The 15,528-nt window shown below is 72.6% G+C and carries 13 protein-coding genes; 11 read left to right on the top strand and 2 right to left on the bottom strand.

What is annotated here, in order from left to right; genetic code table 11:
* Positions 1-76: 76 nt before the first annotated feature.
* On the top strand, positions 77-1,864 hold the full coding sequence (locus Q1A09_RS04450; RefSeq protein WP_299952275.1) for a DUF2142 domain-containing protein: 1,788 nt from the start codon (positions 77-79) through the stop codon (positions 1,862-1,864).
* A 141-nt stretch (positions 1,865-2,005) separates the two neighbouring features.
* Positions 2,006-3,004, top strand: coding sequence for a glycosyltransferase family 2 protein (locus tag Q1A09_RS04445; RefSeq protein ID WP_299952274.1), 999 nt, complete (start codon positions 2,006-2,008; stop codon positions 3,002-3,004).
* 209 nt (positions 3,005-3,213) lie between these two features.
* Here the strand turns inward: Q1A09_RS04445 and Q1A09_RS04440 are convergent, their stop codons facing one another.
* Positions 3,214-4,134 carry an NAD-dependent epimerase/dehydratase family protein gene (locus tag Q1A09_RS04440; RefSeq protein WP_299952273.1) on the bottom strand — a complete coding sequence of 307 codons (921 nt, stop codon included), beginning with the start codon at positions 4,132-4,134 and terminating at the stop codon, positions 3,214-3,216.
* 16 nt (positions 4,135-4,150) lie between these two features.
* Here Q1A09_RS04440 and Q1A09_RS04435 point away from each other — a divergent pair, with 16 nt between their 5' ends.
* From Q1A09_RS04435 to Q1A09_RS04415, 5 genes are all read left to right on the top strand, one after another.
* The gene (locus Q1A09_RS04435; RefSeq protein ID WP_299952272.1) at positions 4,151-5,428 is read left to right on the top strand and encodes a glycosyltransferase; all 1,278 of its coding nucleotides are present in this window, start codon (positions 4,151-4,153) and stop codon (positions 5,426-5,428) included.
* 319 nt (positions 5,429-5,747) lie between these two features.
* Positions 5,748-6,704, top strand: coding sequence for a lysylphosphatidylglycerol synthase domain-containing protein (locus Q1A09_RS04430; protein WP_299952596.1), 957 nt, complete (start codon positions 5,748-5,750; stop codon positions 6,702-6,704).
* Positions 6,705-7,061: 357 nt separating this feature from the next.
* Positions 7,062-7,586 (top strand): hypothetical protein, encoded by a 525-nt coding sequence (locus tag Q1A09_RS04425; protein WP_299952271.1) that lies wholly within the window; start codon positions 7,062-7,064, stop codon positions 7,584-7,586.
* Positions 7,577-9,373 (top strand): hypothetical protein, encoded by a 1,797-nt coding sequence (locus Q1A09_RS04420; RefSeq protein WP_299952270.1) that lies wholly within the window; start codon positions 7,577-7,579, stop codon positions 9,371-9,373. Before Q1A09_RS04425 ends, Q1A09_RS04420 begins: the two co-directional genes overlap by 10 nt.
* 82 nt (positions 9,374-9,455) lie before the next feature.
* The gene (locus Q1A09_RS04415; protein ID WP_299952269.1) at positions 9,456-10,553 is read left to right on the top strand and encodes a glycosyltransferase family 1 protein; all 1,098 of its coding nucleotides are present in this window, start codon (positions 9,456-9,458) and stop codon (positions 10,551-10,553) included.
* Positions 10,554-10,576: 23 nt separating this feature from the next.
* On the opposite strand, the gene rfbA is transcribed toward Q1A09_RS04415, so the two are convergent.
* Positions 10,577-11,452 carry a glucose-1-phosphate thymidylyltransferase RfbA gene (rfbA, locus tag Q1A09_RS04410; RefSeq protein WP_299952268.1) on the bottom strand — a complete coding sequence of 292 codons (876 nt, stop codon included), beginning with the start codon at positions 11,450-11,452 and terminating at the stop codon, positions 10,577-10,579.
* Between the two features lie 104 nt (positions 11,453-11,556).
* On the opposite strand from rfbA, the gene Q1A09_RS04405 reads away from it, so the two are divergent.
* The 4 genes from Q1A09_RS04405 to Q1A09_RS04390 are packed head-to-tail and all read left to right on the top strand — an operon-like array spanning position 11,557 to position 15,506.
* Entirely contained in the window at positions 11,557-12,657 is a 1,101-nt protein-coding gene (locus Q1A09_RS04405) for a glycosyltransferase family 1 protein (protein WP_299952267.1), read from the top strand.
* Positions 12,654-13,568: a glycosyltransferase family 2 protein gene (locus tag Q1A09_RS04400; protein ID WP_299952266.1), complete on the top strand. Its 915-nt coding sequence runs from the start codon at positions 12,654-12,656 to the stop codon at positions 13,566-13,568. Before Q1A09_RS04405 ends, Q1A09_RS04400 begins: the two co-directional genes overlap by 4 nt.
* Before the next feature lie 22 nt (positions 13,569-13,590).
* A complete protein-coding gene (locus tag Q1A09_RS04395) occupies positions 13,591-14,694 on the top strand; it encodes a mannose-1-phosphate guanylyltransferase (protein WP_299952265.1) in 1,104 nt (367 codons plus the stop codon).
* 41 nt (positions 14,695-14,735) lie between these two features.
* Complete coding sequence (locus Q1A09_RS04390) at positions 14,736-15,506, top strand: SDR family NAD(P)-dependent oxidoreductase (RefSeq protein WP_299952264.1); 771 nt, start codon at positions 14,736-14,738, stop codon at positions 15,504-15,506.
* Positions 15,507-15,528: the final 22 nt, after the last annotated feature.

Below are 15,528 nucleotides of genomic sequence, written 5' to 3'. Positions count from 1 at the left end.
CGGCGCGCTGAGAGGCGGCTCGCACCCGGGGAGTCGGTACCTGGTTCGGCGGATCCACCCGCGCTAGCGAAAGGCCATGCTCGTGTCCCGCTGGACGTCCGGAAGTGAGCCCGCTGTGAGGTGGATGGTGCCGGCGGGAAGTCGCTTCAGGCGGAGCAACCCGTCTGTGTGGTTCGTGGTCCTGGCTTCGCTGCTCCTGCTCTTGGTGTCTCTGTCATGGGCGGCTCTGACGCCCGGCTTCCGCGCGCCCGACGAGGTCCAGCACCTCAACAGCGTCGTTCGGCTCGCGGAGGGCGACGGATGGCCGAAGCCCGGAGATGCGTTCGTCCGGGAGGAGGTGATCGACGCGCGGGAGCTGTCCGGCTCGACGCAGGACGGGAAGCGGACGTACCTGCCCGGATCGGTCAACGGAGGCCCGGACAGCCTGCGGTTCGCCGAGGTGCCACCCACGGGGGTGGCGGAGCGGGAGTCGTTGGACGGGCTGGACGACGAACCGACGGACACCAGGTCGATCGATCAGATGACACAGCACCCGCCGGGTTACTACGCGCTCGCCGCTGTGGTCTACGACGCGGCGCAGGTCGGCGAGTGGCGCTACGACCGGGCGCTCTTCCTGTTGCGGGCCCTGGGTGCCCTGATGATCGCGGTGACGGTGCCGGTCTCCTGCTTCGTCGCGGCGCGAGAGCTCACCGGTCTCGAGTGGGCGGGCAGGCTCGCGGCCTTCGCCCCCCTGCTGGTGCCTCAACTCGGCTTCGTCGGTGGCTCGGTGACGAACGACGCGGCGGCGATCGCAGTGGCCGCCGTGCTGTGGGCGGCGCTGCTCAAGGTCCTCTGTTCAGGGCCGAGCCGACGGCGCTTGCTGGTGCTCGGCCTCGCGGTCGCCGCGGCGTTATGGACGAAGGGGACCGCGCTGTCGCTCATCCCCGGTGCCTTCCTCGCGATCCCCCTCGCCTACCGGCGCAGTCGGGGTGGCGCGCTCCGGGACTGGGGGAGGCCTGCGGCGGTGTCGACCGGCCTGGTGATGGCGGGTGCCTTCGTGCTCGGCGGCTGGTGGTGGGCGCTGAACATCGTGCGCTTCGGCTCCCTGCAGCCGGCGGCGTACTACACGCCCCAGGGGGCCATGTCACCCCTCGGCATCTTCGAGTTCGCCGAGATCTTCGCTCGGCGCATCCGGCAGAGCTTCTTCGGGGACATCGGGTTGCTCGAGGCTCCCATGCCGGACTGGTTCACCCTCAGCCTGCTGTGGGTCTTCCTCGTCCTGTGCGGCGTGGGGCTGCTGTCACGGCGGCGCCTCGGTGCGCGACTGATCATCCTCCTCGGGCTCGGGTTGACCGTCGGGATCCTGTTCACGACGACGTACTCCGCGCACCTGCACACGCTGAACCTGCCCGGTCTCCAGGGGCGGTACCTGTTCGTGCTGATCGTCCCGCTGGCTGCCCTCCTTGCTGCAGGACTCGTCCGCATCGGCCGGGTGGCCCGGTTGTCGGGGGTCTGGCTGGGTGGCGGCGTCGCCGCGGTGGGTCTGGTGGTCGCACTCCTGGGGCTGGGCTTCGGGTTCCGCATCTACTACGTCGAACCCGGCCGGTCCTGGGGTGATGCCGTCGACCTGTTCCTCGGCTGGTCGCCCTGGTCCCCGATCGTCATCGCGGGGCTCCTGTCCTCGCTGGTGCTCTGCGCCTTGGCCCTGGCTCTGCTCCTGGGGCGGGTCAGCGCGCTCCACGAGCTCGGGTCCGTGGGGCAACCGGTTCCTGCTCCGTACTCGACGGATCGGCGCCCGCTCTCGGGCACCGATGAGCGGGAGGCATCGGCCGGTGCCGAGCCGGCGAGCGTCCCGGCCGGGGGTCTCCGTCACCAGCAGAACTGAGCTGCTGTCCGACCGTGGCGCGTTCCGCAGCGCGCGCGGACAGGCAACCGCCGCTGGGTCCGACTGATCAACTGTCCGTTGGGAGAAGAAGTTGCACCAGGTCCCGGACGCGGGCTCCGGCACCAGGTAGCCTCGCCTGTCGTGACCGGAACGTCGCCAACTGTTGCTGAAACAGCTTCCATCCAGACCGTCCGCGTGACGCCGCCGGGTCATCTGTCGGTGTCCTCGACCGATCAGCCGACCGGTGAGAACACGCTGGACGTCACGGTCGTGCTGCCCTGCTACAACGAACGGGACCACGTCGTAGACGAGATCAAGCGCATCACGGCCGCCATGGATGCGAGCGAGTACAGCTACGAGCTGCTCGTCATCGACGACAAGTCGACCGATGGCACTCTGGCGGTCCTCGAAGCCGCGCTGCCCGACTACCCCCACATGCGGCTCATGCCCTTCCGGACCAACGGTGGCTCCGGAACCGCTCGTCGCATCGGCACCCGCGAGGCCTTCGGCCGGATCGTGGTGTGGACCGACGCGGACATGACGTACCCGAACGAGCGGATCCCGGAGTTCGTCCGTCACCTCCAGGACAACCCGGGGGTGGATCAGGTCGTGGGTGCCCGGACCACCGAGGAGGGCACGCACAAGCTCTTGCGCGTCCCGGCCAAGTGGGTCATCCGCAAGGTCGCGGAGAAGCTGTCGTCCACCAAGATCCCCGACCTGAACTCGGGGCTGCGTGCCTTCCGGCGGGACGTCTCGTTGCCCTATCTCCGCCTCTTGCCACCCGGCTTCAGTTGCGTCACGACGATCACGATGTCGTTCCTGTCCAACCAGCACCCGGTCGACTACATGCCGATCGACTATGCGAAGCGTGCGGGCAAGTCGAAGTTCCACTTCACCAAGGACGCGTACCGCTACATCCTGCAGGTCCTGCGGATGGTGATGTACTTCAACCCGATCAAGGTCCTCATGCCGATCGCGTTGACGCTCCTCGGGCTCTCCTTCATCAAGGGCATCATCGACGTGATCCGGTACGACTTCGGGATCACCACGAACGCCGTCCTGCTGTTCATCAGCGGCTTGCTCATCTTCACGCTCACCCTGCTCGCCGACCTGATCGTGCGTTCGCGAGGCGACACCTGACGGTGCCGGAGAGGCGGCTGTGCGGGTGAGCCTGCGGAGCCGGGCGCGGTCGCTGCGGGCTTGACGGGCGGCCGCCGGGGTTCCCCTGGATCCAGCGGCGGCAGGATCCAGGAACGGGTGCAGGGCCGTGGCGACGTCATCCATCGCGGCGGAGACGCCTGCGGCGCGTCCGGTCACGGGTGGGCGTCGAGCCCGCCCGTGACCGGCAGTCACGCTGACGGTTCGTCGACGTGTTCCCATGTCCGGGCGAGCCCGGCCCGGAGCGAGGTCGCCGGCGCCCACCCCAGGGCCGCTCGGGCCGCGGAGATCTCCAGCCAGGTGTTCCGGCGGTCGAACGGTCGATCACCTACCCGCTCGATCGGGTGCTGGGGGGCCTTCGCCACCTCCAGCACCAGCTGGAGCAGCTCCTCCAGTGACGTGGGCTGGCCGGAACCGATGTTGAGCACTGCCGGCAGCGAGGGCGCCTGCAGGGCAGCGACGAACGCTGCTGCCACGTCGTCGACGTACACGTAGTCCCGGGTGGTCTGCGGATTGCCGAAGAGCCGCACGGTCTGGTCCTGGGCCAGTGCCTGGAACCAGTGCCCCACCACGCCCTGGCCGGTCCCGACGCGCTGGCCGGGCCCGTAGACGTTGCTCAGCCGGAGCACGGTGCGCTCGGACAACGGGCTGCGGCAGGAGAGGAAAGCGTCCTCGACGGACAGCTTCAGCCGGGCGTACGCGCTGGACTGGTCCAACGGCGATCCCTCTGCGTAGGGAGGAGGCTGGTTGCCGTCGTACACCGCGCCGCCGGAGCTGGCCACCAGGATCCGCTGCGCGGTCCCGGCGTCCTCGCTGCTCTCGGCCAGCAGCCTGGAGAGTTCCCGGGTCTCGGCGAGCTCCTGCGCTGCGGAGTCGGGATCCCGCTCGGCCAGGGCCGGGTTGCTGCGGCCGGCGACCACCAGGACACCGCGGGCTCGGGCCACCTCCGGGATCAACTGCCCGTCACGGACGGCCGGGGACGTGGTGGTGCAGGCCACCGTGGGGATCCCCTGCCGGGTCAGGGCGGCGACCACGGCGCGTCCGACGAAACCATGCGCACCCACCACGGCGATGGCTGTCCGACGGGTGGTTTGGTCGTCATGGAGCCGCATGACAGGATCCTCTCCGGTGAGAAACATTCCTGAAGATCCCGCCATCAGAGGGGACTTGCCGCGCCTCCTGGTGCTGGCCTCCACGCTCCCGGCGCGTCTCGGCGACGGCACCCCTGGCTTCGTCGACGACCTCGCGCGGGTGGAGTCGAAGGCCTTCCGCACGTGGGTGCTCGCACCCATGGTCCCGGGCGGGCGGGCTGCCGAGGAGCGCGACGGGGTCGAGATCCGTCGCTACCGGTTCTTCCCGCGTCGGTGGGAGGACCTGGCTGACGGGGCCATATTGGAGAACCTCCGCGGCCGGCGGAGCCGTTGGCTGCAGGTGCCGTCGTTCTTCGGCGCCGGAGCGCTGGCGGTCTGGCGTGCGGTGCGCGAGATCCGACCGGATGTCGTCCATGTGCACTGGATCATCCCACAGGGTCTGATGGCGCTGGTCGCTGCTCGGCGGGTTCCCTGGTTGGTCACCACGCTGGGCGGTGACCTCTACGCGCTCACCGCCGGGCCCCTGAGGCTGCTCAAGCAGATGGTCCTGCGGCGGGCGGCCGGAGTCACCGTCATGAACGGCGAGATGCGTGACCTGGTCATCGGCATGGGGGTTCCCCCCGACCGCGTGCAGGTGCTGCCGATGGGGGTCGATCTGGCCCGCTTGGACACCGCCGCTGGTGCCGGGGAGGGAGGACCCGTCCCCGGCCGCCTGGTGTTCGTCGGGCGGCTCGTCGAGAAGAAGGGCTTGGCCGTGCTGTTGAGCGCCCTGCACGAGTTGCCCCCGGACCTCGACTGGTCGTTGGACGTCGTCGGAGACGGCCCGTTGCGCGCGGAGCTGGAACGACAGGCTCGTCCACTGGGAGCGCGGGTGCGCTTCTCCGGGCAGCAGTCGGCCGCCACGTTGGCCCGGACACTGCGAGGCGCCGAGGTGGCTGTCTTCCCATCGGTGCGCGCCAGGTCCGGTGACCAGGACGGGCTGCCCGTCGCGATGCTGGAGGCGATGGCAGCCGGCGCTGCGATCGTGGCCAGCGACCTCCCTGGAATGGCCGAGGCCCTCCACGGGGAAGAGCCGGCGGGCCTCGTGGTGGAACCGGGCGACACCGGGGCGCTGGCCGCGAGCCTGATCCGCGTGCTGAGCGACTCGACGCTCCGTGCCCGGCTGGGTGCTGCGGCAGCCAGCCGGTCAGCGGAGTACTCCGTCGAGTCGATCGGTGCCCGATACGTGGAGCTGCTGCGCGCCGCCGTGTCGACTCGTGAGCCGAGGCGTCGCCTGATCCGATGGCCCCGGGGGAGCGCAGGTGCGCAGCGATGACGCGCCGAGCGGTTCGACCGACCTGGCCGGCGGGACGAGGCGGAGGGCAGGCCGGCCGGGAATGGGTGGCGTCCGTGCGACGTAGGGATCGCCAGGGGCCCGACGAGGCCGCTCCGCCGGGCACGAGGTCGTCCGAGACCGCTGGAGCGGCCGTGGGTCCTGATGCGTCCCGGCCACCGGCGCACCGCTCGATCGACGTGGGCGACGTGGCAGAGCGGTCAGCGCCGTCGGCTGCACGGCCGGGCTGCCATCTGCCCGTCGTCCTGCCCCGCGGGGGCGCCAGGCGGCCGCTCGGGTCGTTGCTGCGCCTCGCCGCGTGATGGCCGAGACCGAGACCCCCAGGGGCTGGCGCCGCTGGTTCCGCCCCGTCTTCGTCGTCGCAGTCGTGCTCGCGGTGGTGCTGCTGCTGTGGCAGCAGCGCCACGAGGTCGGCCGGTCGCTGCGGGACCTGTCCCCGGAGTCGGTGGTGTTGAGCCTGGTCTTCGCCGTCGTGGGCGTCTGGCTCCCGGGGGTGGTGTGGCGAGATCTGCTCACCAGCCAGGGACACCGCATCGGCGTGCTGCCGGGGTGGCGTGCCTTCTTCATCGCCCAGCTGGGCAAGTACCTGCCAGGCGGTGTCTGGACGCTCGTGGCACAGGTGGCGATGGCGCGGGACCTCAAGGTCCCCGCCCGGGAGGCGGCCGCGGCCAGCTTCCTGGGTCTCGCGCTCAGCATCATCTCCAGTCTGCTCCTGGCCGGGGTGACGCTGCCGGTGGCGTTGCCCGACCTGGTGTCGACCTACTGGTGGGTCTTCGCGGTGGTGCCGGCACTCCTCGTCCTGTTGCACCCGAGGGTGGTGACGTGGTGGAGCGGCACGGCGTTCCGTCTGCTCCGTCGGCCAGGCGCCGGGCTCCAGCTGAGCTGGAAGGTGCTGCTGCGGTCCACCGCTCTGCTGCTCCTGTCGTGGGTGGCACTCGGACTGCACTTCGGCATCCTGGTGGCTCAGCTCGAGGGCAACCAGGAGGGCGCTTCCCGCTGGACCCTCAGCTTGGGGGTGTTCGCGCTGGCCTGGGTCGCCGGCTTCCTGGTGATCGTGGCCCCCGCAGGAGCAGGTGTCCGAGAGGCCGCACTCGTCCTGGGATTCGCGTCCATCCTGCCCGCTGCCGCAGTGCTGGCCATCGCGGTGCTGTCCAGGGTCCTGCTCGTCGCTGCGGACGTCCTGCTCGCCGGGGGCGTCGCCCTGGCGGCACGGTTGGCACCGGCGGCGGGCCCCCCGACACCGGATGCGACGGGCTGAGACGGTCGGGAGGCGCTCGCCCCGCGTCGCCGTCGCGCTCGAGCAGGTGGTGTCACCGGTACCCGTGGTAGGGAGCGCCAGGCGCTCGGGGTGGCCGCAGTGATCGCCGGGCAGGAGCCGGAGGGGGTCCCCGGGTAGCGGGCCGGACGGCCTGGCACCGTGGCTGCGCGGGCCACCGGTGGACCGTCGCCAGGGCGACTGCCGCCGTCGCGGCGGACGTCGACCGCAGTCAGGTGACATCGCACGCAGGGGCCACGCGGCACCACTGCGGCGCCTGGGGCGGATGGGAGAGACACCGTCGCGACTGGCCGTAGTCAGTCGTTGACCATCTGTCGAGGTCGTTGCCAGGCTCTACAGGTGAAGATCTCAGGGGCCACCGGGCTGCTCGGGCTGGCATCGGTCTCGCTGGTCCTCGCGGCCTGTACCGGTACGGCTCAGCGAGGGGAGGTCGAAGCCGGGGCGTCGGGTTCGTCCGTCGCGGCGGCGCTGCCCGGTGACGAGGCGCTGACCCCACCACCCCCGGACCCGGCGGCCCAGGATCTTCGCGCGCAGTTCGCCGACCTCGTCGCCGGGCAGCTGGCGGCGGCCCTCGACCTCCAGCTCTCCGGCCTGGCCGCCTTCGCCGAGCAGGTCGTCGGCGACTGCTCCCCGGACGAAGCGACCCTGACCGCGACCCTCTCGGACGGTTCAGAGGTCGAGCTGCGCTTCACCGAGGACCAGGGCGAGCTCGTGGTGCGTGCGCCGGGCATCGTCGTGGAGCAGACACTGACCGACGTCGACCTCGCGGTCGAGGGGCGGACCTTCCGCCTCGACGCCGGGCTGCTCACCGCTGGTACCAGCGAGGAGTCCGGCCACCTGGGCCTGGAGGGCACGTGCGGCTGACCGCCCGGGGCCGGGTCGTCAGCCTGCTGTTCAGCGCGCTGATGGTCGCCGGGATCGTCTCCGCGGCACCGGCCGCGGCCTTCGACCTCCGCACCCAGCTCGACTCGGCAGACGCCTTCGCCGCCGGCCGTGGCACGGTGGGCATCGCGGTTCTCGACCGCGAGACCGGCCAATGGATGGAGAACGGGCACGCGCACACGCGGGTCCGCTCCGCCTCCATCGTCAAGGTCTTCGTCGCGGAGAACCTGCTGGACCGGCAGGCCCGCGGCATGCGGCTGCCTGCCGGGGACGCTGCCCTGCTCGAGTCGATGATCCGCCGTTCGGACGACGCCGCGATGTCCAGCCTGTACAGCCGGTACGGCGGCCTCCAGATCGTGACCGACGTGGCCCGGAAGTACGGGTTGAGCGAGATCGGGCCGCCGCCGACGCCGAGCTACTGGGGCATGTTCCAGATCACCGCCCACGACGTCGTGAAGTTCTACGACGGCATGCTCAGCGGCGGCCTCAACTCGGCCGATCGCGAGTACCTGGTCCGGCTGATGCGGGAGGCAACTCCGACCGGGGCCGACGGCTTCTACCAGTTTGCCGGCATCCCGGACGCGCTGCCGGGGCAGGTCAGGGGCGTCAAGCAGGGGTGGATGTGCTGCCAGGAGGGCCTGCGGCGGCTGCACACCACCGGCGTCCTGGGGCCGACCAACCGGTACGCCGTCGCCGTCCTGGCGCAGTACGGGTCCGGGCTCTCTTATGCCTATGGCGGTGAGACGCTCACCAGAACGGTCCAGCGGCTCTTCCCGGGCGGTACGGTGCCCGCCCCCGGCACCTCCCGGATTCCGATCGGGTACCTCGACACGGTGACCGAAGCCAGCCCCGGGGTCTTCCGCCTCTCGGGCTGGGCGCTCGACCGGGACGCTCCGACCCGGAGCCTGCAGGTGCACGCGTACGTCGACGGGCGGGCGGTCGGTGCCTGGGTCGCGTCGGCAGCGCGGCCCGACGTCGCGAAGGCCCACCCGGGGGTGGGGCAGGCCCACGGCTACTCCGTGGACGTGTCCGTTCCCGACGGCAACCACAGCGTCTGCCTGTACGCCATCAACGTCGGTGGGGGATCGGGCAACACCACGTTGGGCTGTCGCACCGTCACCAGTCGGTTGGGGCCGATCGGTTCGCTGGACGTCGTCGCACCGTCCGGACTCCGCACGGTGCGGGTCTCCGGCTGGGCGCTCGACCGCGACGCTCCTGCCACGTCGGTCGGTGCGCACACCCACCTCGACGGCCGGCCGGTGCTCGCCGTCTCGGCGACCGGTTCCCGCGCGGACGTGGCGGCGACCTTCGCCGGTGCAGGTCCGGCACACGGCTTCGACGCGGCCGTACCCACCAGGGGAGGGCAGCACCAGGTCTGCGTCTACGGGATCAACGTGGCCGGCACTGCCGGGAGCAACACCCTGATCGGCTGCCGGGCGGTGGGGCTGCCGGTGGGTGTGCTGGGAGCTGTCGACGCCGTCACCCCGGTGACCGGTGGGGTCTCCGTCGCCGGCTGGGTCATCGACAGCGAGGCAGGCACGACCAGCACGTCGGTGCACGTCTACGTCGACGGCCGGGCAGCCCGCGCACTGGGGGCGGCGGGTTCGCGCAGCGACGTCGCCCGGGTCTACCCGGACGGCGGGTCGGCGCACGGCTTCGCCGGCACCGTCGCGACGTCGCCCGGCCAGCACGAGGTGTGCCTGTACGGCATCACCGTGTCCGCAGGTGGGGCCAACCGACTGCTGGGGTGCCGCACGGTCACCGTCTGACGGATGCCCGCCCGGCCGGGGCCACCGCGGTCGACCGGCCAGCCGTGGCCGGTCGGGCCGGCGGAGCATCTAGTCTCGGGACGTGCGGCTGGCCCTGATCATCGAGCAGGCTCTCGCGCCGGTCCCGGGCGGCACGGGCCGGTACTCCAGGGAGCTCGCTGCCGCACTGGCGGAGCGGGCGCCGACCGGCGCGGAGGTGACTGCCTGGACGTCCTGGCACCGCGACGTCGCGGCGGCGCGGGTGCCCGGTGTGCGGGGACCGCGGCGGTTCCCGCTGCCTCGTCGGGCGCTGGTCGCAGCCTGGGAGGCAGGCACCGGCCCGGTGCCGGTCCGTGCCGACGTGGTGCATGCGCCGACCCCGCTGGCCCCCCGCAGGGGCGATCGGCCGCTGGTGGCGACGGTGCACGACGTCGTCCCGTGGACCCATCCGGAGACGCTGACGCCGCGCGGCGTGCGGTGGCACCGGCGGATGGTGGAACGGATCGCGGCGACCGCGGACGCGGTCGTGGTGCCGACGTCGGCCGTGGCCGAGGAGCTCGCCCGCCACGTCGGGCTGGCCCGCCCGCCCGTGGTGGTGGGCGAGGGCGTCAGCGCGGACCTGTTCCCCGGGCCGGGCGCCGATCGGCGGGCCGAGGAGCTCGACCTGCCGGCACGGCCCTATGTGGTGACGCTGGCCACTCTCGAGCCCCGCAAGGGTCTGGACGTGCTGTTGCGAGCGCTCGCCGAGCCCCGGCTGAGCGAGGCGGAGCTCCTGGTGGTCGGTCAGCCGGGGTGGGGCGGGATCGACCTCGCCGGGCAGGCCCGTGAGCTCGGCGTCTCGGACCGGGTGCGGGTGCTGGGACGCTTGCCCGACCAGGACCTGGCAGTGGTGCTCAGCCGGGCGGCGCTGCTCGCCATGCCCAGCCGGGCCGAGGGCTTCGGGCTGCCGGTGCTCGAGGCCATGGCGCTCGGCGTCCCCGTGGTGAGCTCCGACGTCCCTGCTCTGGCGGAGGTGGGCGGCGGGGCGACCCGGCTCTTCCCCGTCGACGACGGTGGCGCCCTCGCGGAGGCGATCGCCGAGGTGCTGGCCTCCGGTGAGCTGCGCCGGAGCCTCTCGGCAGCCGGTCTGCGTCGGGCGGAGGACTTCAGCTGGGGCTCCGCCGCCGACCAGCTCTGGCGGCTGTACGCCACGCTCGGCTGACCGGGGCGGCGCGCCCGGCCGGGTCAGCCGGGGGTGACCTCGTCGAGGAGACCGAGGAGGTACGTGCCGTAGCCGCTCTTCACCAGCGGCTTCGCCAGCACCTGGAGCTGCCCGTCGTCGATGTAGCCGCGCCGCCAGGCGATCTCCTCGATGCAGCCGATCTTCCAGCCCTGCCGGTCCTCGACGACCCGGACGAACTCCGAGGCCTGCATCATCGACACGTGCGTGCCGGTGTCCAGCCAGGCGGTACCGCGCTCGAGCACGGTGACGGTGAGCTCGCCGCGACGCAGGTACTCGTCGTTGATCGCGGTGATCTCGAGCTCACCCCGCTCGCTGGGCGTGATCTTCGAGGCGATCTCGACGACCCGGTTGTCGTAGAAGTAGAGCCCGGGCACCGCGTAGCTGCTCTTGGGCTCGGCGGGCTTCTCCTCGATGGAGATGACCCGGCCGGCGTCGTCGAACTCGACGACGCCGTAGTCCTTCGGGTTGGCGACGTGGTAGGCGAACACGTGCCCGCCGACCGGGTCGGTGTTGGCGCGCAGGTTCTTGCCCAGCCCGGTGCCGTAGAAGATGTTGTCGCCGAGCACCAGCGCCACCGGCTGGTCGCCGATGAACTCCGCGCCGATGACGAAGGCCTGGGCCAGGCCCTCGGGACGCGGCTGGACGGCGTAGCTGATCTCGATGCCGACGTCGGACCCGTCGCCGAGGAGGCGCTGGAACTGCGCCTGGTCGTCGGGGGTGGTGATGATCAGGACCTCTCGGATCCCGGCGTTCATCAGCAGGGAGAGCGGGTAGTAGATCATCGGCTTGTCGTAGATCGGCATCAGCTGCTTGCTGATCGCCTTGGTGATCGGGTAGAGCCGGGTGCCACTGCCGCCTGCCAGGATGATGCCGCGCATGTGGTCAGCCTATCGGCGACGTCTGCCGGAGCTCCTCTCGTAGGCTCGAAGCGCCCCTCTCGCCCCGACCGCCCCCGGAGCCCCTCCTGAGCAACCGACCTCGCGTGCTCGTCGACGCCACCGCCGTCCCCGCCGACCGCGGGGGAGTGGGGCGCTACGTCGACGAGCTGTTGCCGGCGCTCCGTGCGGAGGGCGCCGACCTCGCGGTCGTCTGCCAGGCCCACGACGTCGAGCACTACCACCGTCTGCTGCCCGGGGTCGAGCTCATGGCCGCGCCCGGTGCGATCGCGCGCCGACCGGCCCGGCTCGCCTGGGAACAGGTCGGCCTGCCGCTGCTGGCCAGGCGTGCCCGCGCCGACGTGCTGCACTGCCCGCACTACACGATGCCGCTGGCCGGTGGGCTGCCGGTGGTGACGACGCTGCACGACGCCACGTTCTTCACCCTCCCGGAGCTGCACCTGGCGGTGAAGCGCCGGTTCTTCACCACCTGGACCCGGGTGTCCCTGGCCCGCGCCGCGCGCTGCGTCACCCCCTCGGCGGCCACCCGCGACGAGCTGGTCCGGGTGGCGGGAGCCGACCCGACCCGCATCGACGTCGCACACCTCGGGGTGGACGCCGCCCGGTTCCACGTCCCGTCGGCTGCCGAGCGGGCAGCGCTGCGCGAGCACCTGGGCCTGACCGGCCCCTACATCGGTTTCCTGGGCACCCTGGAGCCGCGCAAGAACGTGCCGGCGCTCATCCGGGCCTGGAGTGCCCTCCCGTCCCCGCCCCCGTTGGTGCTGGCCGGGGGACGGGGGTGGGACGACGAGGTGGACCGCGCTGCCGCCGAGGTGCCGGGCACCCATCGGCTGCTGCGTCCGGGGTACCTGCCGCTGGAGCTGCTCGCCGGCTTCCTCGGGGAGGCGACGGTGGTCGCCTACCCCAGCCTGGGTGAGGGGTTCGGACTACCCGTGCTGGAGGCGATGGCCTCCGGTGCGCCGGTGCTGACCACGCGGCTGCTGTCGTTGCCCGAGGTCGGGGGCGACGCCGTCGCGTACACCGAGCCCGACGCGCCGGCGATCACCGTCGCGCTCCGGGAACTCCTGGCCGACCCGGCCCACCGTGCTGAGCTGGCCGCCGCCGGCCGAGCCCGCGCCGCGACCTTCGACTGGCGCGCCTGCGCCCGCGCCCACCTGGCCGCCTACGCGTCGGCGGCCGCCGCGTGACCGGGCCGCTGCGCGTCGTCGCCGTCACGTACTCGCCCGGCGAGGCGATCGAGGGCTTCCTGAGCAGCCTGCGGCGGGCGACGACCCGGCCGCTGGACGTCGTCCTCGCCGACAACGGCTCCACCGACGGGTGGCCCGAGCGGGTCGCGGCCGACGCCGACGACGTCCGGCTGCTGCCGATCGGCGGCAACGTCGGGTACGGACCGGCCGCGAACGCCGGGCTGGCCGACGTCCTCACCGGCTGGGCCGTGGTCGCCAACCCCGACGTCCGCTTCGAGGACGGCGCCGTCGACGAACTGCTCGCCGCCGCGGCCCGGTGGCCCCGGGCCGCGACCCTGGGCCCGGCGATCCGGACCCCGGAAGGGGCGCTGTACCCCTCGGCGCGGGACCTGCCGTCGCTGTCGACCGGGATCGGTCACGCCCTCCTCGGCTGGGTGTGGCCGAGCAACCCGTGGACCGCGCGCTACCGCCGGGAGCGTGAGGCGCCCCGGGAGCGCCCTGCGGGCTGGCTGTCGGGGTCCTGCCTGCTGGTCGACCTGGCGGCGTTCCACTCGGTGGGCGGCTTCGACCCGGGCTACTTCATGTACTTCGAGGACGTCGACCTGGCCGAGCGGCTGGGCCGGCGCGGCTACCTGCACGTCTACGTGCCCACGGCCGTGGTGGTGCACGAGGGCGGTCACGCGACCCGCCGGGAGCCGCACCGGATGCAGCGGGTGCACCACACCAGCGCCCTGCGCTACCTGTCCGGCCAGTACCCCCGCCGGCGGCACGCGCCGCTGCGCTGGGTGCTGCGGGCCGGTCTCGGCGGCCGGATGCTCGTGTCCTACGTCAGCGGGCGGGTCGGCGCGGGAGCGCAGCCGCAGCAGACGGTCGACCAGCTGCCCCGCCGCCGCAGGTGGCGCAGGCGATGACCTCTCCCGATCGGAGTCAGCAGTGCAGCACGCGGTGATCATGGCCGGCGGTTCCGGGACCCGGCTGTGGCCGCTGTCCCGGGCCGCCCGCCCCAAGCAGCTCCTCGACGTCGTCGCCGACCCCGACGGCGGGGGCGCGCACAGCCTCCTGGCCGAGGCGTTCGCCCGGCTGCAGGCCGTCCTGCCCGCCGAGCAGATCTGGGTGTGCACCGCGGCCCGGTACGCCGACCAGGTGCGCGCGGCCCTGCCCGGGCTGCGGGCCGACCGGCTCGTGCTGGAGCCGGTGCCCCGGGACACCGCGAACGCCGTGGGACTGGCCGCCGCCCTCGTCGCCGACATCGACCCTGATGCCGAGCTCGCGGTGGTGAGCGCCGACCACGTGATCCGGCCGGTCGAGCGGTTCGCCGATGCGCTGCGGACCGCCTACGCCCTGCTCGCCGTCCGGCCCAAGGCGCTGGTCACGCTGGGCGTCACCCCCACGTCGCCGGCCACCGGGTTCGGGTACGTGCAGAAGGGTGCCGCGACCGAGGTCGCCGGCGCGAGCGAGGCCGCCTCCTTCCGGGAGAAGCCGGACCGGGCCACCGCCGAGGCCTACCTCGCCTCCGGTGAGTACGTGTGGAACTCCGGGATGTTCGTCTGGCGGGCGCAGACCGTGCTCGACGCGCTCGCCGAGCACCTCCCGGAGTCGGCCGCCGGCCTCGAGCGCATCGTCGCCGCCCCGGCCGGACCGGAGCGGGACGCGGTGCTGGCCGAGGTCTTCCCGACCCTGCCGAAGATCAGCGTCGACTACGCCGTGCTGGAGCCCGCGGCCACCGAGCCGGGGCGGGTGGCCGTCGTCGACCTCGACGTCGACTGGCTGGACGTCGGCTCCTGGCCGGCCCTGGCCCACACGCTCAGCGCCGATGCGCAGGGCAACGCGACCCGTGGGCTGACCGTGCTGCTGGACAGCTCAGGCAACGTGGTGCTCAGTGACGACCCGGACCACCTGGTCGCGCTGGTCGGTGTGCGGGACAGCGTCGTGGTGCACACCGCGGACGTCACCATGGTCTGCCCGGTCGGGGACGCCGAGCGGGTCAAGCAGCTCCTCGGTGCGGCCGAGCAGCGGTTCGGCCCCCGCTTCGGCTGAAGGCGACCAGGAGCACCGGCCGGCTGGTTAACCTCGGGGCCATGAAGAACCTCGACGTCGCCGCTGTCGTCACCGGAGGGGCCTCCGGCCTCGGGGAGGCCACCACCCGCGCGCTGACCGCTGCCGGGGTCGCGGTCACGGTCCTGGACCTGCAGGAGGACCGGGGTCAGGCGTTGGCCGCCGAGCTGGGCGCGCACACGACGTTCGTCCGCACCGACGTCACCGACGAGGCCTCGGTGCAGGCGGCGATCGAGGACGCCACCGGCAAGGACCGGCCGCTGCGCATCGCGGTGAACTGCGCCGGCATCGGCTGGGCCCAGCGTGTGCTGGGCCGGGACGGCTCGCCGCACGAGCTGCCCGCCTTCACCCGCACCGTGATGGTGAACCTGGTCGGCACGTTCAACGTGCTGCGGCTGGCGGCGGCGGCTATGGCCCGCACCGAGCCCGACGACGAGGGCGAGCGCGGCGTCGTCGTGAACACCGCCTCGATCGCCGCGTACGACGGCCAGATCGGGCAGATCGCCTACGCCGCCTCCAAGGGCGGGATCGTCGGCCTCACCCTGCCGGCCGCCCGCGACCTGTCCTCGGTCGGCGTCCGGGTATGCACCATCGCGCCCGGCCTGGTGGACACCCCGCTGCTGGCCTCCCTCCCGGAGGAGGCGCGCACCGCGCTCGCCGCCGGCATCCCCTTCCCGAAGCGGCTGGGCCGGCCGGAGGACTTCGCCGAGCTGGCGCTGGACGTCGTCCGGCACGGCTACCTCAACGGTGAGGTCATCCGGATGGACGGCGCGCTGCGGATGGCGCCGCGCTGACGACCGGCCTGGGGAGGACGAC

Origin of the sequence: uncultured Modestobacter sp., assembly GCF_947486615.1 — a bacterium.
GTDB lineage: Bacteria > Actinomycetota > Actinomycetes > Mycobacteriales > Geodermatophilaceae > Modestobacter.
The sequence above is the reverse complement of the archived record's forward strand: the minus strand, read 5'-3'. Positions and strand labels throughout refer to the sequence as shown.

Excerpts from the sequence above, each read along its gene's own strand:
- Q1A09_RS04450 (WP_299952275.1), top strand. The coding sequence starts at position 77 with ATGCTCGTGTCCCGCTGGACGTCCGGAAGTGAGCCCGCTGTGAGGTGG.
- Q1A09_RS04440 (WP_299952273.1), bottom strand. The coding sequence starts at position 4,134 with ATGCGGCTCCATGACGACCAAACCACCCGTCGGACAGCCATCGCCGTG.
- Q1A09_RS04430 (WP_299952596.1), top strand. The coding sequence starts at position 5,748 with ATGGCCGAGACCGAGACCCCCAGGGGCTGGCGCCGCTGGTTCCGCCCC.
- rfbA (WP_299952268.1), bottom strand. The coding sequence starts at position 11,452 with ATGCGCGGCATCATCCTGGCAGGCGGCAGTGGCACCCGGCTCTACCCG.
- Q1A09_RS04390 (WP_299952264.1), top strand. The coding sequence starts at position 14,736 with ATGAAGAACCTCGACGTCGCCGCTGTCGTCACCGGAGGGGCCTCCGGC.